Origin of the sequence: Streptomyces sp. URMC 123, assembly GCF_051386515.1 — a bacterium.
Taxonomy (GTDB): domain Bacteria; phylum Actinomycetota; class Actinomycetes; order Streptomycetales; family Streptomycetaceae; genus Streptomyces.
In genome coordinates this window covers 13,885-31,166 of sequence record NZ_JBPQTV010000036.1, presented here as the reverse complement: position 1 = coordinate 31,166, position 17,282 = coordinate 13,885, and the positions used below count along the sequence as shown (strand labels likewise).

The 17,282-nt window shown below is 73.1% G+C and carries 14 protein-coding genes; 2 read left to right on the top strand and 12 right to left on the bottom strand.

Features of this window, described 5'->3' with window-relative positions:
• Positions 1 to 177 precede the first annotated feature (177 nt).
• Positions 178 to 624 (bottom strand): hypothetical protein, encoded by a 447-nt coding sequence (locus ACSNOD_RS07685; RefSeq protein WP_436766008.1) that lies wholly within the window; start codon positions 622 to 624, stop codon positions 178 to 180.
• 313 nt (positions 625 to 937) lie between these two features.
• Positions 938 to 1,765: a S1 family peptidase gene (locus ACSNOD_RS07680; protein WP_436766007.1), complete on the bottom strand. Its 828-nt coding sequence runs from the start codon at positions 1,763 to 1,765 to the stop codon at positions 938 to 940.
• Positions 1,766 to 2,053: 288 nt separating this feature from the next.
• On the opposite strand from ACSNOD_RS07680, the gene ACSNOD_RS07675 reads away from it, so the two are divergent.
• A complete protein-coding gene (locus ACSNOD_RS07675) occupies positions 2,054 to 2,953 on the top strand; it encodes a hypothetical protein (protein ID WP_436766006.1) in 900 nt (299 codons plus the stop codon).
• A 74-nt stretch (positions 2,954 to 3,027) separates the two neighbouring features.
• On the opposite strand, the gene ACSNOD_RS07670 is transcribed toward ACSNOD_RS07675, so the two are convergent.
• Positions 3,028 to 3,447, bottom strand: coding sequence for a DoxX family membrane protein (locus ACSNOD_RS07670; protein ID WP_436766005.1), 420 nt, complete (start codon positions 3,445 to 3,447; stop codon positions 3,028 to 3,030).
• Positions 3,448 to 3,661: 214 nt separating this feature from the next.
• On the opposite strand from ACSNOD_RS07670, the gene ACSNOD_RS07665 reads away from it, so the two are divergent.
• The gene (locus ACSNOD_RS07665) at positions 3,662 to 4,102 is read left to right on the top strand and encodes a CBS domain-containing protein (protein WP_436766004.1); all 441 of its coding nucleotides are present in this window, start codon (positions 3,662 to 3,664) and stop codon (positions 4,100 to 4,102) included.
• A gap of 118 nt (positions 4,103 to 4,220) precedes the next feature.
• Here ACSNOD_RS07665 and ACSNOD_RS07660 read toward each other — a convergent pair whose 3' ends face one another.
• The 9 genes from ACSNOD_RS07660 to trpC form a co-directional block, all read right to left on the bottom strand.
• Entirely contained in the window at positions 4,221 to 5,681 is a 1,461-nt protein-coding gene (locus ACSNOD_RS07660; protein WP_436766003.1) for a glutamate synthase subunit beta, read from the bottom strand.
• Complete coding sequence (gene gltB / locus ACSNOD_RS07655; RefSeq protein WP_436766002.1) at positions 5,674 to 10,320, bottom strand: glutamate synthase large subunit; 4,647 nt, start codon at positions 10,318 to 10,320, stop codon at positions 5,674 to 5,676. Before gltB ends, ACSNOD_RS07660 begins: the two co-directional genes overlap by 8 nt.
• A gap of 326 nt (positions 10,321 to 10,646) precedes the next feature.
• Positions 10,647 to 11,378, bottom strand: a complete 732-nt coding sequence (locus tag ACSNOD_RS07650) for a VIT1/CCC1 transporter family protein (protein WP_436766001.1) — start codon at positions 11,376 to 11,378, stop codon at positions 10,647 to 10,649.
• Between the two features lie 290 nt (positions 11,379 to 11,668).
• Entirely contained in the window at positions 11,669 to 12,745 is a 1,077-nt protein-coding gene (gene lgt / locus ACSNOD_RS07645; RefSeq protein ID WP_436766000.1) for a prolipoprotein diacylglyceryl transferase, read from the bottom strand.
• 90 nt (positions 12,746 to 12,835) lie between these two features.
• Positions 12,836 to 13,627 (bottom strand): DsbA family protein, encoded by a 792-nt coding sequence (locus ACSNOD_RS07640; RefSeq protein WP_436765999.1) that lies wholly within the window; start codon positions 13,625 to 13,627, stop codon positions 12,836 to 12,838.
• 110 nt (positions 13,628 to 13,737) lie between these two features.
• Entirely contained in the window at positions 13,738 to 14,568 is an 831-nt protein-coding gene (gene trpA, locus ACSNOD_RS07635; protein WP_436765998.1) for a tryptophan synthase subunit alpha, read from the bottom strand.
• Positions 14,565 to 15,851 carry a tryptophan synthase subunit beta gene (gene trpB / locus ACSNOD_RS07630; RefSeq protein ID WP_436765997.1) on the bottom strand — a complete coding sequence of 429 codons (1,287 nt, stop codon included), beginning with the start codon at positions 15,849 to 15,851 and terminating at the stop codon, positions 14,565 to 14,567. The genes trpA and trpB overlap by 4 nt, the downstream gene beginning before the upstream one ends.
• Positions 15,852 to 16,194: 343 nt before the next feature.
• Entirely contained in the window at positions 16,195 to 16,350 is a 156-nt protein-coding gene (gene trpM / locus ACSNOD_RS07625) for a tryptophan biosynthesis modulator TrpM (RefSeq protein ID WP_436765996.1), read from the bottom strand.
• A gap of 10 nt (positions 16,351 to 16,360) precedes the next feature.
• Positions 16,361 to 17,170, bottom strand: a complete 810-nt coding sequence (trpC, locus tag ACSNOD_RS07620; protein ID WP_436765995.1) for an indole-3-glycerol phosphate synthase TrpC — start codon at positions 17,168 to 17,170, stop codon at positions 16,361 to 16,363.
• Positions 17,171 to 17,282: the final 112 nt, after the last annotated feature.

Below are 17,282 nucleotides of genomic sequence, written 5' to 3'. Positions count from 1 at the left end.
CGGGGAAATGGGGCTTCGCCCCGAAGGGGCGGGACCTTTGCCCCGGCCGAAGGCCGGGGCTGGGGTGGTGGTTCGCCCCGGAGGGGCGGGAAAAGATCCCGGCCTTCGGCCGGAAAAACGGCGTCGGTCACCTCACGGACACCCACAACGTGGACGTCGCGCGAACCGGACCGGAGGTCAGACGCGGGGGGACCGCCGACGAATGATCAGCGCACCGCCACCCGCGACGAGCACCGCCGCGCCGCCGGCGATAGCCGGCTCCTCGAGGTTGTTCGTCGCCCCCCGGTGCCGCAGCGCGTCCCGCGCCTCGGCGAGCGTCGCCGCCGCCCCGTGCTGCCGCTCCGTGCGCTGGACCGGCTTCCTCACCACACCCTGCCCCTTCTGCGGCTCGGTCCGCTGAACCGGCTCGGTCCGCTGAACCGGCTCCGTCCGCTGCAGGGGCTCGGTCCGCTGCGCCGACGTCGACGTCGGCACCGGCGTCGACGTCCGCTGGGGCTGGGACTGGACCTGCCGGGTGCCATGCTGCTCAGGCGCACCACCGGCGGCGACGGCGGTGGTCGCGGAGATCGCCACGGCTGCGGCAGCGATGGTGGTGAGCGCGATGAGGCGGGACTTGGCGGACACGCGTGGGCCTTCCGGTCGCGGGCTTACGGTCTCGGGCTGGAGGACGAGCGTTCCGACGCGCCGGTTGCGTCACGGCGGTCGGATTTCACGCTGTCCGACGACGGATTCCACCGTACGAAGGCCCGGGCGGCCGGGCGTCAGCCCGCTGGCTGATCCGTGGACGGCCGCCGTCAGTCCTGAGTACGATCCGGCGTCCGACGAGGATACGCGGACGCCGGACCGTTGGTGACCTCGGTCAGGACGAATGCGGTGCCTGATCACGCCCCTGCCGCGCACCCGTGGGCGCCGCAAGCACCGCTGCTCCGTTGAGCGTTCAACCGCCGAGGCTGGCCGCGGCGGACCGGATGTCGGCCGCGAAGTGGCTCACCTGGGCGTACACACCGGGGTAGTTGGGCCGGGCGCAGCCGTTGCCCCAGCTGACGATCCCGACCTGTATCCACGCGCCCGCGGCGTCCCTGCGGAACATCGGGCCGCCGGAGTCGCCCTGACAGGTGTCGACGCCGCCCCGCTGGTATCCGGCGCAGATCTCCTCGGCGGCCACCAGGCCGGGGTAGGCGGACTTGCAGGTGGAGTCCGGGACGAAGGGGACATCCGCCTTGAGCAGGTAGCGCTGCTGGCCGCCGCCCTCGCGGGTCGCCCCCCAGCCGGCGACGGTGAAGACCCCGTTGTCGTACGCGGCCGTGTCGGCGATCTTCAGCGTCGGGAGGTCGATCGGGCGGCTGAGCTTGATGAGCGCCCAGTCCTTGCCGGTGCCGTTGTAGCCGGGGGCGCGCAGCACCCGGGTGGAGCGCACCTTGATCGCGCTGGGGCTCTGCACGTCGACCACGCCGGCGGTGGCGGTGATGCCCGTGTTGGGACCGGAGCCGTTGACGCAGTGGGCGGCGGTGAGGATCAGCGTCGGGGAGTAGAGCGAGCCGCCGCAGCCCATGGAGAGCCGGACCATGAACGGGAATTCGCCCTGGGCGGCGGGCACGCCGCCGACGACGGTCGGGGCCGGGTCGGGGCCGGGCGCGTCGGCCTGCGCGGTGAGGGGCTGGAGGCTGAGGGCGGCGAGGGCCACGGTGCCGACCGCGGCCGCTCTTCGCAGGTGCTTGAGGAGGTTCGGCAAGGGACGTTCCTTTCGTGGGGGGTTGGGCGCCATATGCCATGCTCATGCCAAACCGAGAGACGGAGCGCGGCCACCGACAGGGGTGCGGGGGGATCGACGGCTCGCGACGCGGCGTCCGGATTCGCCGGGCACGGATCGCTGAGGCGCCTTTGGATTATGTGGAGCCGGTCACTTCGGTGACAAGCCTGTCAACGCCTCATTTTCGGAAGGCCGTTCGGATCGGAGCGGCTTTGCGCCACCCCGCCGTCGCCTCGCGCGCCCCTTGCGCCCCGGCAGGCGCCCGGCCCCCGCGGGCCGGCCCCCACCCGTACAGTGGGAGACGTGGCGACGGACACCCCGGTGGTGCGCGGATTCCCGCATCTGGACACGGTGCGGCAGGCCATCACCGCGCTCTACCGCCGGCTGTCGTACGACACCGTGCGCGCCTTCGCGGTCAGCGTGCCGCCGGTGGACGCCGCGTTCTCCGACGACGAGGACCTCCACCTGGGCGCCCAGCGGGTGGCCCGCGCCCTGGTCCGGCATCTGCGGCTGCCGGACGCCCGGATGGTCGTGAGCTTCCGGGAGATGGAGCACGCCGCGCGCGTGGAACTGGCCGCCGGGCCGGAGTACTTCGTCGAGCTGAACTCCCGCTTCGCGCGCCACCGCCGGGACATCGGCGCGGCCCTCGCGCACGAGGTGACGCACGTCTATCTGCACCGCCTCGATCTCTCCTTCCCCGGCACCCCCGCCAACGAGATCCTCACCGACACCGCGACCACCTACCTGGGGGCGGGCTGGCTGCTGCTGGACGCCTTCCGCGAGGACGCGCTCTCGTCGCAGAAGCTCGGCTATCTCACGCCCGAGGAGTTCGGTTACGTGCTGGCCAAGCGGGCGGCCGTCTTCGGCGAGGACCCCTCCCCCTGGTTCACCAGCCCGCAGGCGTACCCGGCGTACCGGGCCGGCCTCCGGCAGGCACAGCTGGACGAGCGCCGGCCGCCGCTGGCCGCCGCCGGCTGGTCGGACCGGCACCGTTACGCCAGGGACCGCCGCGCGGCCCGCGGCCGGGGCCTGCGGCCCCCGCCGGCCCGCGCCCCGGAGGACGGCTACGCCTTCGAGGGCGGCGACCCGCCGCGGGTCACCTTCCCCTGTCCCACCTGCCACCAGCGCCTGCGCGTCCCCGTCCGCGGCCGCCTCCAGGCGCGCTGCGCGCTGTGCCACTCCCTGCTGGACTGCGACACCTGAAGCGGCCCCCGGCGCGTGAAGCGGCCTCCGCGCGCGGCTCACGGCGCCGGCCACCGCGCCGCGGCCCCAGGGGGTCAGCGGATGGCGAAGAGCGGACCGGTGAGCGTCAGCCCCAGCTCATGACCCGCGTACGAGATCAGGGCGAACAGCATCAGCGACGCGCCGGCGAGGGCGAGGTCCTTCTGGAAGTGGATCATTTCCTGCTGCCGCGCCCCCGGGTCGTCCTCCTTCCAGAAGGCGTGCATCAGCACGGTCGTCGGCACCAGGAAGACGGCCAGCAGCAGGGCGCCCAGATCGGCCCAGATCCCCAGCAGCACGCTCAGCCCGCCGAGGAGCAGCACCAGCGTGCCGGCCGCCATGGCCGCCCCGGCCGCGGGCACCCCCTTGGCCGCCGCGTAACCGGCCATGGCCTTGCGCTGGGCGAGGTGGTTGGCCGCGGAGGCCAGGAAGAGCGCCGCGAAAAGAATGCGACCGATGAGAACCAGGATGTCCATGACGACCTCCGGGGCAAAAGTGCTTGAATCCGGGACCATCCACCCCGTTTCAGGGTACGCCGCGGCCCGCGCCCGGCCACTCGGGCCGGCCCCGTGGCGCCCGGGGCCGGCGGCCCGGGGCGGTGCCCCCGCCGGCGCCCCCGCCGAGCGGCGATGTGGGGCCATTCGTGTTGTGATCGATGGAGGAGGAAGCCACTGCGAAGGCGAGGCGACCATGGCTAGGACGAAGCAGCTGACGGCACGGGACATCATGACCGCCGGGGCGCAGTGCGTCGGCGAGGACCAGACCCTGCTGGACGCGGCGAAGATGATGCGCGACCTCGATGTCGGCGCCCTTCCGATCTGCGGCAACGACAACAGGCTGAAGGGGCTCGTCACCGACCGTGACATCGTGGTGGAGTGCGTGGCGCGCGGCAAGGACTGCGCGAGCGTCACCGCGGGCAGCCTGGGCGGCCAACTCCACTGGATAGACGCGGACTCGGCGGCGACCGAGGCCCTGGAGCTGATGGAGCGGCACCAGATCAAGCGGCTGCCGGTGATCGACGTCAAGAAGGGCCACCGCCTCTGCGGGATGATCACGGAGGCCAATCTCGCCAAGAACCTCAGCGACGAGCAGATCGCGGAGTTCGCGGCGCGGGTCTACGCGGTGCACTGACGCCCGCGGCGTGGCGCGCCGGCGCCCGGGCGCCGGCCCTGGCTCCGCGACGCCCCGCGAGGAACGCGCCACGGCGCCCGTCCCCCGGTCGGGAGGGGGACGGGCGCCGTGGTGGTCGTCAGACCGTCAGCGCGCGGTCCGTCGGCCGGATCGGCGCCGGCAGCGCGCTGCTGCCCGTGAGGTAGCGGTCCACGCCCCGGGCGGCCGAGCGGCCCTCGGCGATGGCCCAGACGATCAGGGACTGGCCGCGGCCGGCGTCCCCGGCGACGAAGACGCCGGGGACGTTCGTGGCGAAGTCCGCGTCCCGCGCGATGTTGCCCCGGGCGTCGAGCTCCAGGCCCAGCTGCTCGACCAGGCCGTTCTCCCGGTCGGTGCCGGTGAAGCCCATGGCGAGGGTGACGAGCTCCGCCGGAATCCGCCGCTCCGTGCCCGGCTTGGGCTGGAAGCGGCCCTCGGTGAACTCCACCTCGACCAGGTGCAGGAACCGGACGTTCCCCTCCTCGTCGCCTTCGAAGTGGGTGGTGGAGACGGCGTACACCCGCTCGCCGCCCTCCTCGTGGGCCGAGGTGACCTTGTAGGTCATGGGGAACGTCGGCCAGGGCTGGTGCTCCGGCCGCTCGTCGCCCGGCCGCGGCATGATCTCCAGCTGGGTGACGGAGGCCGCGCCCTGCCGGTGGGCGGTGCCCACGCAGTCCGCGCCGGTGTCGCCGCCGCCGATGACCACGACGTGCTTGCCCTCGGCCGTGATCGGCGCGGTGACGAAGTCGCCCTCCTGCACCTTGTTGGCGAGCGGCAGGTACTCCATCGCCTGGTGGATGCCGCGCAGCTCGCGCCCGGGCACCGGCAGGTCGCGCGCGGTGGTGGCACCGGCGGCGATCACCACGGCGTCGTAGCGGCGGCGCAGATCGCCGCCGGTGATGTCCCGGCCGGCCTCGACACCCGTACGGAACTTGGTGCCCTCCGCGCGCATCTGCTCGATGCGGCGGTTGATGTGCCGCTTCTCCATCTTGAACTCGGGGATGCCGTAGCGCAGCAGGCCGCCGACGCGGTCGGCGCGCTCGTAGACGGCCACGGTGTGGCCGGCCCGGGTGAGCTGCTGGGCGGCGGCCAGGCCGGCCGGCCCGGAGCCGATGACCGCGACGGTCTTGCCGGACAGCCGCTCCGGCGGCTGCGGCACGACGCCGCCCGAGTCCCACGCCCGGTCGATGATCGACACTTCGACGTTCTTGATGGTGACGGGCGCCTGGTTGATGCCGAGCACGCACGCCGACTCGCAGGGGGCGGGGCAGAGCCGCCCGGTGAACTCGGGGAAGTTGTTGGTGGCGTGCAGCCGCTCGCTCGCCGCGGTCCAGTCGTCGCGGTAGGCGTAGTCGTTCCACTCGGGGATGAGGTTCCCCAGCGGACAGCCGTTGTGGCAGAACGGGATGCCGCAGTCCATGCAGCGGCCGGCCTGCTTGCTGATGATCGGCAGCAGCGAGCCGGGGACGTACACCTCGTTCCAGTCCTTGACCCGCTCCGCGACGGGGCGGGTCCTGGCGACCTCGCGCCCGGTGGTCAGAAAGCCCTTCGGATCAGCCATGGATCGCCGCCTCCATCATCTTCTCGTGGGTCTCGGACTCGGAGAGCCCGGCTCGCTCGGCGGCGTCCTTGGCGGCGAGCACGGCCATGTACGTGATCGGCGCGACCTTGCTGAAGCGGGTCACGGCCGCGTCCCAGTCGGCGAGGAGGGCGCCGGCGACGGTGGAGCCGGTCTCCTCGTGGTGGCGGCGCACGACGTCGTGCAGCCACCGCTTGTCCTCCTCGTCCCGGACGGGGACGACCGCGGGCACCGACGCGGGGTTGACGTTGTCGGGATCGAGGTCGATGACGTAGGCGACGCCGCCGGACATGCCGGCCGCGAAGTTGCGCCCCGTCCCGCCCAGGACGACCGCCCGGCCGCCGGTCATGTACTCGCAGCCGTGGTCGCCCACGCCCTCGGTGACGACGGTGGCGCCGGAGTTGCGGACGCAGGCCCGCTCCCCCACCCGGCCGCGCAGCAGGATCTCGCCGCCGGTGGCGCCGTAGCCGATGGTGTTGCCGGCGATGGTGGAGTACTCGGCGAGGTGGTCGGCCGCCCGGTCGGGGCGGACGACGATCCGGCCGCCGGACAGGCCCTTGCCGACGTAGTCGTTGGCGTCGCCCTCCAGCCGCAGGGTGATCCCGCGCGGCAGGAACGCGCCGAAGGACTGGCCGGCCGAGCCGGTGAAGGTGATGTCGATGGTGTCGTCCGGCAGGCCGGCGCCGCCGAACCGCTTGGTCACCTCGTGGCCGAGCATGGTGCCCACGGTCCGGTTGATGTTGCGGATCGCCACCTGGGCGCGGACCGGCTGGGCCTCCTCGGCGCAGCTCGCGTTCAGCGCGTCGGCGGCGAGCTCGATCAGCTCGTTGTCCAGCGCCTTGGCCAGCCCGTGGTCCTGCGCCACCACCTGGTGGCGCACGGCGCCGTCCGGCAGCTCGGGCACGTGCAGCAGCGGCGCCAGGTCCAGGCCCTGGGCCTTCCAGTGGTCCACGGCCCGCCGGGTGTCGAGCAGCTCCGCGTGGCCGACGGCCTCCCGCAGGGTGCGGAAGCCCAGCTCGGCGAGGAGCTCGCGGACCTCCTCGGCGATGAACTCGAAGAAGTTGACGACGAATTCGGCCTTGCCGGCGAACCGCTCGCGCAGCACCGGGTTCTGGGTGGCGATGCCGACCGGACAGGTGTCCAGGTGGCAGACGCGCATCATGACGCAGCCGGAGACGACGAGCGGCGCGGTGGCGAAGCCGAACTCCTCGGCGCCGAGCAGCGCGGCGATCACCACGTCCCGGCCGGTCTTGAGCTGGCCGTCGGTCTGGACGACGATCCGGTCGCGCAGGCCGTTGAGCAGCAGCGTCTGCTGGGTCTCGGCCAGGCCGAGCTCCCAGGGGCCGCCCGCGTGCTTCAGTGAGGTGAGCGGGGAGGCGCCCGTACCGCCGTCGTGCCCGGAGATCAGCACCACATCGGCGTGCGCCTTGGAGACCCCGGCCGCGACCGTGCCGACGCCGACCTCGGACACCAGCTTCACATGGATGCGGGCGGCCGGGTTGGCGTTCTTCAGGTCGTGGATCAGCTGGGCGAGGTCCTCGATGGAGTAGATGTCGTGGTGCGGCGGCGGGGAGATCAGCCCGACGCCGGGCGTCGAGTGACGCGTCCTGGCGACCCACGGGTAGACCTTGTGGCCGGGGAGCTGGCCGCCCTCGCCGGGCTTGGCGCCCTGCGCCATCTTGATCTGGATGTCATCGGCGTTGACCAGGTATTCGCTGGTCACGCCGAAGCGACCGGAGGCCACCTGCTTGATGGCGGAGCGGCGCTCGGGGTCGTACAGCCGCTCCGGGTCCTCGCCGCCCTCACCGGTGTTCGACTTGCCGCCGAGCCGGTTCATGGCGATGGCGAGGGTCTCGTGCGCCTCCTGGGAGATGGAGCCGTACGACATGGCGCCGGTGGAGAAGCGCTTGACGATCTCGCCGACCGGCTCGACCTCCTCGATCGGGATCGAGGGCCGGTCGGAGCGGAAGCCGAAGAGGCCGCGCAGGGTCATCAGCCGCTCGGACTGCTCGTCGACGCGGCGCGTGTACTGCTTGAAGACGTCGTAGCGGCCGGTGCGGGTGGAGTGCTGGAGCCGGAACACCGTCTCCGGGTCGAACAGGTGCGGCTCGCCCTCGCGCCGCCACTGGTACTCGCCGCCGATGTCCAGCGCGCGGTGCGCCGGGGCGATGCCGGTGGCGGGGTACGCCTTGGCGTGCCGCTCGGCGACCTCCCTGGCCACGACCTCAAGACCGGCGCCGCCTATCTTGCTGGGGGTGCCGTGGAAGTAGGTGTCGACGAAGTCCTCGTCGAGGCCGATGGCCTCGAAGACCTGGGCGCCCCGGTAGGAGGCCACGGTGGAGATGCCCATCTTGGACATCACCTTCAGCACGCCCTTGCCCAGCGCCCTGATGAGGTTGCGGATGGCCTCCTCGGGCTCGACGCCCTGGATGAAGCTGCCGGCCCGGACCAGGTCCTCCACGGACTCCATGGCCAGGTACGGGTTGACGGCCGCGGCACCGTAGCCGATCAGCAGCGCCACATGGTGCACCTCGCGGACGTCGCCGGCCTCCACCAGCAGGCCCACCTGGGTGCGCTGCTTGGTGCGGATCAGATGGTGGTGGACGGCGGAGGTGAGCAGCAGCGACGGGATGGGGGCGCGCTCGGAGTCGGAGTGCCGGTCGGAGAGCACGATCAGGCGCGCGCCGTCGGCGATGGCCGCGTCGGCCTCGGCGCAGATCTCGGCGATCCGGGCGGCCAGGGCCTCGCCGCCGCCGGCGACCCGGTAGAGGCCGGAGAGGGTGACCGCCTGGAAGCCGGGCAGGTCGCCGTCGGCGTTGATGTGGATGAGCTTGGCCAGCTCGTCGTTGTCGATCACCGGGAAGGGCAGGGTGACGCTGCGGCAGGAGGCCGCGGTGGGCTCCAGCAGATTGCCCTGCGGGCCCAGCGAGGAGTGCAGCGAGGTGACGAGCTCCTCGCGGATGGCGTCCAGCGGCGGGTTGGTGACCTGCGCGAACAGCTGGGTGAAGTAGTCGAACAGCAGCCGGGGGCGCTCGGAGAGGGCGGCGATCGGCGAGTCGGTGCCCATGGAGCCGATCGGCTCGGCGGCCGTCGTGGCCATCGGCGCGAGCAGGACGCGCAGCTCCTCCTCGGTGTAGCCGAAGGTCTGCTGGCGGCGGGTGACGGAGGCGTGGGTGTGCACGATGTGCTCGCGCTCGGGCAGGTCGCCCAGCTCGATGATCCCCGCCTCCAGCCACTCCTGGTACGGGTGCTCCGCGGCCAGGGCGGCCTTGATCTCGTCGTCCTCGACGATGCGGTGCTGCGCGGTGTCGACGAGGAACATCCGGCCGGGCTGGAGGCGCCCCTTGCGCACCACCCGCGCGGGGTCGATGTCCAGCACGCCGACCTCGGAGGAGAGCACGACCAGGCCGTCGTCGGTGACCCAGTAGCGGCCGGGGCGCAGCCCGTTGCGGTCGAGCACGGCGCCGACCTGCGTGCCGTCGGTGAAGGTGATGCAGGCGGGGCCGTCCCAGGGCTCCATCATCGTGGAGTGGTACTGGTAGAAGGCGCGCCGGGCCGGGTCCATGGAGGTGTGGTTCTCCCACGCCTCGGGGACCATCATCAGCACCGCGTGGGGCAGCGAGCGGCCGCCGAGGTGGAGCAGCTCCAGCACCTCGTCGAAGGAGGCCGAGTCGGAGGCGTCCGGGGTGCAGACCGGGAAGATCCGCGCCAGGTCGCCGTGGCCGCCGTCGTTCAACAGGGCGCTGGCCAGCTGGGATTCGCGGGCCCGCATCCAGTTGCGGTTGCCCTTGACGGTGTTGATCTCACCGTTGTGGGCGACGAAGCGGTACGGGTGGGCCAGCGGCCAGCTCGGGAAGGTGTTGGTGGAGAACCGGGAGTGCACCAGGGCGATCGCGGTGGCGAACCGGCGGTCGGACAGGTCCGGGAAGAAGGGCTCCAGCTGACCGGTGGTGAGCATGCCCTTGTAGACGATGGTGCGCGCGGAGAGCGACGGGAAGTAGACACCGGCCTCGCGCTCGGCGCGCTTGCGCAGCACGAACGCCTTGCGGTCCAGCGCGAGCCCGCTGCTGCGGCCGTCCGCGACGAACAGCTGGCGGAAGGCGGGCATGGTGGCGCGGGCGCCGTTGCCGAGCAGCTCGGGGGCGACGGGGACGTCGCGCCAGCCGAGGACGGTGAGGCCCTCCTCGGCGGCGAGGGCCTCGATCCGCGCCACGGCCGCGGCGTGGGCCCCGGTCTCCTGGACGGACCCGTCCTCGCCGGTCTCCTCCGGAGGCAGGAAGGCGATGCCGACGGCGTAGGAGCCGGCCTCGGGCAGGTCGAAGCCGGCCGTCTCGCGCAGAAAGGCGTCCGGGACCTGGAGCAGGATGCCGGCGCCGTCGCCGGAGTCGGGCTCGGAGCCGGTGGCGCCGCGGTGCTCGAGGTTGCGCAGCACGGTGAGGGCCTGTTCGACGAGGCGATGGCTCGCCTCTCCGGTGAGGGTGGCCACGAATCCGACACCGCAGGCGTCGTGCTCATCGCGCGGGTCGTACATCCCCTGCGGGGCGGGGCGCCCGTCCATGGGTGACCAGGCGGCGCTGGTGCCGGTCACGGAGTGCGCGGACTTCGCGTGCGCAGAACGCATCGGCTCTCCCGTCGTCGTCATCGTGGCAATCGAGTGCCGCCGAGGGACGACGTTGGCCCTCTGCGTAAAAATTTTCGTGCAGGTTACATGATGACCCGGTTCCCGAGGAGTGGATACCGGTGTTTCAGCATGTGGACAGATGGAGCACCGGCAGGAGCGGTGGATCACCCGGAGAATGGGGCTTACGGGACGGATCGGCGTCCCTGCCCCGGCGCGGCCGGGCGACATTGCCCGAAGCGCTTCCGGCTCATGCCCCGTCGACACGGGCCTGAAACCGCTCGGTAACGCGTCGGGCTGTGACGCGCCGGCCCGGGGGACGCGGGTTCTCAGCCTACGGCCGTGCCGAACGCGGCGCCCAGGGCGAAGGTGACCGCGGCGGCGGCGCCGCCGAGCGCGAGCTGCCGCAGCCCGCTGAACCACCAGGTCCGGGCCGTCACCCGGGCCACCAGCGCGCCGCAGCCGAAGAGCCCGGCCAGCGCGAGCAGCACGGCGGGCCACAGGGCGGCGGCGCCCAGCAGATACGGCAGCACGGGCAGCAGGGCGCCCAGCGCGAAGGACCCGAACGACGACACGGCCGCGACCGTGGGCGAGGGCAGGTCCGAGGGGTCCACGCCGAGCTCCTCCCGGGCGTGGATCTCCAGCGCCTGGTCGGGGTCCCGCGACAGCTGCCGGGCCACCTCGGCGGCCAGGCGGGGCTCCACCCCGCGCGCCACATAGACCTCGGCCAGCTCCCGCTGCTCGTCCTTGGGGTGTTTGCGCAGCTCACGGCGCTCGACCTCCAGCTCGGCGAGGACCAGCTCGCGCTGCGAGGCGACCGAGGTGTACTCGCCGGCGGCCATGGAGAAGGCGCCGGCGGCGAGCCCGGCCAGACCGGTGATCACGATCGTCCGGTGGGACACGTCGCCGCCGGCCACTCCCGTGATCAGCGCGAGGTTGGAGACCAGGCCGTCCATCGCGCCGAACACGGCGGGGCGCAGCCAGCCGCCGTTGACGTCGCGGTGGGTGTGGTTGTCCCGGTGCGCCTCGTGCGGCGCGGCGCGGGTGTCGAGCACGGACATGTGACGGCCGCTCCTTTCCGCGGGGGCGGCGGGGCGGGGCGGTGGCTGCCGCCCGCCTCCGTGGGGTCCGCCCGCTCCCCCATGGCTTCAGACGGTAGGCACGGCGGTCCGCGGAGCGCTAGCGAGCAAGGCCGTACTTACCGCTCTGACCTGCGGTTTTCTGCTCACGGGGCGACGCGTGCCGGGTACGGCGAGGACCCCGCGCCGCCTCGGCGCGGGGTCCTCGGGAGTGGCACGGCCGGGGGCCGTGGCACGGGGTGCGGCGTGGCGGCGCCGGGCGCCGCCGTGGCTCAGCGCTTCTCGGGGGAGGCGCCCTTCTCGGGCGCGCGCGGGGAGTCCTCGGGGGCCCCGGCCGGCTTGGCCGCCGCGCCGGCGGGCTTGGCACCGCCGGCAGCGGCCTTCGTACCGCCCCCGGCCGGCTTGGCGAGCTTGGCATCGGCTCCCGAGGGCTTCGCCCCGGCACCGGCCGGCTTCGCCCCCGCCCCGGCCGGCTTCGGTCCGTCCTTCACCGGCGCGTCCTCGACCGCGTCGGCGCGAGCCGCCTCCGCGCGGGCCGCCTCCGCCGCCGGCTCCACGACCGCCTCCCGGCCGGGCGCCCGCTTCGCGGAGATCACCATGTAGGCGACGGCCGCCAGGAAGACGACGATCGAGGTCCAGACGTTGAGCCGCAGGCCCAGCACATGGTGCGCCTCGTCGATCCGCATGTACTCGATCCAGGCCCGGCCCACGGTGTACGCGGCGACGTACAGCGCGAAGGCCCGCCCGTGGCCGAGCGTGAACCGGCGGTCCGCCCAGAGCACCAGCAGCGCGACACCGACGCACCACAGGGACTCGTACAGGAACGTGGGGTGGAAGGTGCCGACGACGCCGTGCTTGTCGATCTCCAGGGCCCACGGCACATCGGTCGCCCTGCCGTAGAGCTCCTGGTTGAACCAGTTGCCCCAGCGGCCGATCGCCTGGGCCAGGGCGATGCCGGGCGCCACGGCGTCGGCGTACGCGGGCAGCGGGATGCCCCGTCGCCGGGCGCCGATCCAGGCCCCGAGCGCGCCGAGCGCGATCGCGCCCCAGATGCCGAGGCCGCCCTCCCAGATCTTGAACGCGTCGACCCAGTGCCCGTTCTCGCCGAAGTACGGCTCATAGGTCGTGATCACGTGGTAGAGGCGCCCGCCGACCAGCCCGAAGGGCACCGCCCAGACGGCGATGTCGGCGACGGTCCCCGGCAGGCCGCCCCGGGCGACCCATCGGCGGTTGCCGAGCCAGACGGCGACGATGACGCCGATGATGATGCAGAACGCGTAGCCGCGCAGCGGAACCGGTCCGAGGTACAGAACGCCGGTCGACGGGCTGGGAATGAATGCGAGGTCCATGGCACCACCGAACCTACCCTGCGCCCCCGCCCGGGGCCCAGACGGGCCCCGCCGGGGGCGTCGCGCGGGGGCGTCGCGCGGGACCGGGGGTCAGCGCTTGGCCGCGGCCGCCTTCTCGACCTCCTGCTTGAGCTTCTCGGGGGTCAGCGGGTTGTTCTGATCGGCGTAGATGTTCTTGCCGTTGAGCAGCACCGTCGGGGTGCCGGAGTGGCCCGCGTCGCGGAAGGCCTGGTTGGACTTCTTCACCCAGCTGTTGTGGGTGCCGTTCTCCACGCAGCCGCGGAAGGTGTCGGTGACCAGCCCGTCGACCTTCTCGGCGATGTTGATCAGACGCCGGGTGTTGGCGAACGCGTCGTCCGTCTCCGGCGGCTGGTTCCTGAACAGCTCGTCGTGGTACGCGGGGAACTTCCCGGCGTCCTGGGCGCAGGCCGCCGCGTTGGCGGCCTTCAGGGAGCCGCTGCCGCCGAGGTTGCCGTCGATGATCGTGGCGAGGTGGTACTCGGTCCTCAACAGACCCTTGTTCTCGAGCTCGTGGACCGTGTCCCGGTAGGCGCCCTCGAACTGGGCGCAGGCCGGGCAGCGGAAGTCCTCGAAGACGGCGAGGGTGGAGGGGGCGTCCGCCTTGCCCACGGGAATGATCAGGCCGTCCGTGCCGGTCCCGCCGGCCGGTGGCACCACCGGCCCGTCCGTGCTGGTGGAGCCCTCGCCGCCGTCGGTGTTGGCCACGATCACCCCCACCGCGGCGGCGACGCCGAGCACGGCGACCGCCACCGCGCCGACGGTCAGGGCGCGCTTGCGCTTCTCCCGCGCCTGCTCCCGCTCGCGCATCTCCTGCAGCCGCTCACGGGCGGCACGTTTTCCCTCACGGTTGTTCTCGCTCACACCCGAAGAAAACGAACCGGGGAGGCACCAGCGTGCCTCCCCGGTCCCCCATTCCCTCGAACGAGCGAGGACCGGGCGCGATGTTGCCCCAGCCGCGGGGCGCGCGGTGCTCAGGCCCGGCGGACGCCCTTCGCCAGGTCGGCGGCGAGCGAGCGGACCGCCGCGAGGCCGGCCTCCGGGTCGTCGGCCTCCAGCAGCCGCTTGACGAACGCCGAGCCGACGATCACGCCGTCGGCGAAGGAGGCGACCTCCGCGGCCTGCTCGGGGTTGGAGACCCCGAGCCCGACGCAGACCGGCAGGTCCGTGGTGGCCCGGGTGCGCCGCACCAGGTCCTGGGCCTGCTCGCCCACCGACTCGCGGGTGCCGGTGACCCCCATCAGCGAGGCCGCGTACACGAAGCCGCTGCCCGCCGCGGTGATCGTGGCCAGCCGCTCGTCCCGGCTGCTCGGCGCGACCACGAAGACCGTGGCCAGGCCGTGCCGCTCGGCGGCGTCCCGCCACTGCGCGGACTCCTGGACCGGCAGGTCCGGCAGGATGCAGCCGGCGCCGCCCGCCGCCGCGAGCTCGGCGGTGAAGCGCTCGACGCCGTACCGGTCGATGGGGTTCCAGTACGTCATGACGAGGATCGGCGCCCCGGTGGCCTCGTACGCCTCGCGGACCGTGCGCATCACGTCGGCGATCCGCACCCCGCCGCGCAGCGCGATGTCGTCCGCGGTCTGGATGACCGGGCCGTCCAGGACCGGGTCGCTGTGCGGCAGCCCGACCTCGACGACGTCGGCGCCGGCGGCCAGCACCTCCTTGATCGCCGCGATCGCGCCGTCGACGGTGGGGAACCCGGCCGGGAGGTACGCGATGAGGGCGGCCCGGTCCTGAGACCTCGCCGTGGCGAGCGTGGCGCTCAGCAGCTCCCTGTTCCCCTGGTGCGTTGCGGTCCCGCTCACTTGGCGTCCCCCTCGATCTCCGCGATGCCGCCGGTCTCGTCGGCGTCGACCGCCGCGTCGGTGTCGTACAGGCCGAAGTACCGCGCGGCCGTGTCCATGTCCTTGTCGCCGCGTCCCGACAGATTGACGACGATCAGCCCGTCGGGGCCCAGCTCGCGGCCGACCTCCAGGGCGCCCGCGAGCGCGTGCGCGCTCTCGATCGCCGGGATGATGCCCTCGGTGCGGGAGAGCAGCCGCAGGGCCTCCATCGCCGCGTCGTCGGTGACGGCCCGGTACTCGCCCCGCCCGCTGTCCTTGAGGTACGCGTGCTCGGGGCCGATGCCCGGGTAGTCCAGGCCGGCCGAGATCGAGTACGGCTCGGTGATCTGCCCCTCGTCGTCCTGGAGGACATAGCTGCGGGAGCCGTGCAGGATGCCCGGCTCGCCGGCGGTGAGGGTGGCCGCGTGCTCGCCGGTCTCGATGCCGTGGCCGGCCGGCTCGCAGCCGATGAGGCGCACGGAGGCGTCGGGGATGAAGGCGTGGAACAGCCCGATGGCGTTGCTGCCGCCGCCGACGCAGGCGATGGCGGCGTCCGGGAGCCGCCCGGCGCGCTCCAGCAGCTGGCGGCGCGCCTCGACGCCGATCACGCGGTGGAAGTCGCGGACCATGGCGGGGAAGGGGTGCGGGCCGGCCACCGTGCCGAAGAGGTAGTGGGTGGAGTCGACATTGGCGACCCAGTCGCGGAACGCCTCGTTGATCGCGTCCTTGAGCGTGCGGCTGCCGGACTTCACGGCGACGACCTCGGCGCCGAGCATCCGCATCCGGGCCACGTTGAGGGCCTGGCGCTGGGTGTCGATCTCGCCCATGTAGATCGTGCAGTCGAGCCCGAAGAGGGCGCAGGCGGTGGCGGTGGCCACCCCGTGCTGCCCGGCGCCGGTCTCGGCGATGACCCGGGTCTTGCCCATCCGCCTGGTGAGCAGGGCCTGGCCCAGCACGTTGTTGATCTTGTGGGAGCCGGTGTGGTTGAGGTCCTCGCGCTTGAGGAAGATCCGGGCCCCGCCGGCGCTCTCGGCGAACCGGGGGACCTCGGTGAGGGCGCTGGGCCGGCCGGTGTAGTGGACGAGCAGGCTCTCCAGCTCGGCGGCGAACGCCGGGTCGGACTTGGCCTTGTCGTACTCGGCGGCCACCTCGTCGACCGCGGCCACGAGGGCCTCGGGGATGAAGGCGCCGCCGAACGAGCCGAAGTAGCCGGCGGCGGTGGGCACGGCACCGGTGGTGTCCGGGATGAAGAAGTCGGACGACATTCGTCGTATCTCCTTGGTCGGGGCTGACCGCCCCTGGGGTGGCATGATCAAGAACGTTTACCGTGAAGGGTGACGTGGTGTCACGGTGCTGCGTGGCGCGGGGGTGTGACACGGCGGTCGACGGCCGGCACCCGGCGCGTCACAGCCCGTGCACCCGTACGCCGCTGCGCCCGTACACCCGGCCGGCGCCCGATGCGTCGTACGCCCGGTCGGCACCCGGCGGGGCGTACGCCGCGCGGCCCCGGGCGGAACGGCTGGTTCCGTCGGGTCGGCGAAGGGCGTGGGGCCCGTCGGGGCACGCCGGAGAAGCCGCCGGGCGCTCAGCGCCGGCTTTCTCGGGCCTTCAGCGCCGGACGAGCGGCGCGCGCCATCGCCGGCCGTTGACCTGGCCCGGCTCGGCGCCGATCACATAGCGCACCCGTCGCCCGCGCGCCCGGCGTGCGGGCGCGCGGCAGCCGCGCGGCCGGCAGCCGGGGGCGAGACGGGCGGCGAGGGACACGGTGACGTCCTCAGCCCCGGCCCTGCCGCAGCGCGGGGTGCGCGCCGGCGGCCACGAGGTCGGAGACGGCGGTCCGCGGATCGCGGCCGGTGACCAGCGACTCGCCCACCAGTACGGCGTCCGCGCCCTCGTTGGCGTAGGCGATCAGGTCGTGCGGGCCGCGGACGCCGGATTCGGCGACCTTCACGATGCCGGCCGGGATCTCGGGGGCGACGCGCCCGAAGGTGCCGCGGTCGACCTCCAGGGTCTTGAGGTTCCTGGCGTTGACGCCGATGATCCGGGCGCCCGCGTCGACGGCGCGCTGCACCTCCTCCTCGTCGTGCACCTCGACGAGCGGCGTCAGGCCGATCGACTCGGCCCGCTCGACGAGGGAGACGAGGGCCTCCTGGTCCAGCGCGGCGACGATGAGCAGGGCGAGGTCGGCGCCGTACGCGCGGGCCTCCCACAGCTGGTACGAGGTGACGATGAAGTCCTTGCGCAGCACGGGGATGTCCACCCGGGCGCGCACGGCCTCCAGGTCGGCCAGCGAGCCGCCGAACCGGCGCTCCTCGGTCAGCACGCTGATCACGGCGGCGCCGCCCGCCTCGTAGTCGGCGGCGAGCCCCGCCGGGTCGGCGATGGCGGCCAGCGCGCCCTTCGACGGGCTGGACCGCTTGACCTCACAGATCACCTGGACGCCCTCGCCGCGCAGCGCGGCGGCCCCGTCCTTGGCCTGGGGCGCCTTGGCGGCCCGCTCCTTGAGCTCGTCGAGGCTGACGCGCGCCTGCCGCTCGGCGAGGTCGGCGCGGACTCCGTCGATGATCTCGTCGAGCACACTCACGCGAGCGGCCCCCTTCCGGGACTGTGATGGGTCGAGCCGGCAGTGGGTGCCCGGTGGGCACCACCGGACGAAGCACGGCCGGGCCGGCATTCATCAGGCACTGCGATGGTAT

What these genes read in the sequence shown, in the direction of transcription:
- ACSNOD_RS07670 (WP_436766005.1), bottom strand. Translation starts at nt 3,447, where the DNA reads ATGGACATCCTGGTTCTCATCGGTCGCATTCTTTTCGCGGCGCTCTTC.
- ACSNOD_RS07650 (WP_436766001.1), bottom strand. Translation starts at nt 11,378, where the DNA reads ATGTCCGTGCTCGACACCCGCGCCGCGCCGCACGAGGCGCACCGGGAC.
- gltB (WP_436766002.1), bottom strand. Translation starts at nt 10,320, where the DNA reads ATGCGTTCTGCGCACGCGAAGTCCGCGCACTCCGTGACCGGCACCAGC.
- ACSNOD_RS07660 (WP_436766003.1), bottom strand. Translation starts at nt 5,681, where the DNA reads ATGGCTGATCCGAAGGGCTTTCTGACCACCGGGCGCGAGGTCGCCAGG.
- ACSNOD_RS07680 (WP_436766007.1), bottom strand. Translation starts at nt 1,765, where the DNA reads ATGGCGCCCAACCCCCCACGAAAGGAACGTCCCTTGCCGAACCTCCTC.
- lgt (WP_436766000.1), bottom strand. Translation starts at nt 12,745, where the DNA reads ATGGACCTCGCATTCATTCCCAGCCCGTCGACCGGCGTTCTGTACCTC.
- ACSNOD_RS07665 (WP_436766004.1), top strand. Translation starts at nt 3,662, where the DNA reads ATGGCTAGGACGAAGCAGCTGACGGCACGGGACATCATGACCGCCGGG.
- trpB (WP_436765997.1), bottom strand. Translation starts at nt 15,851, where the DNA reads ATGTCGTCCGACTTCTTCATCCCGGACACCACCGGTGCCGTGCCCACC.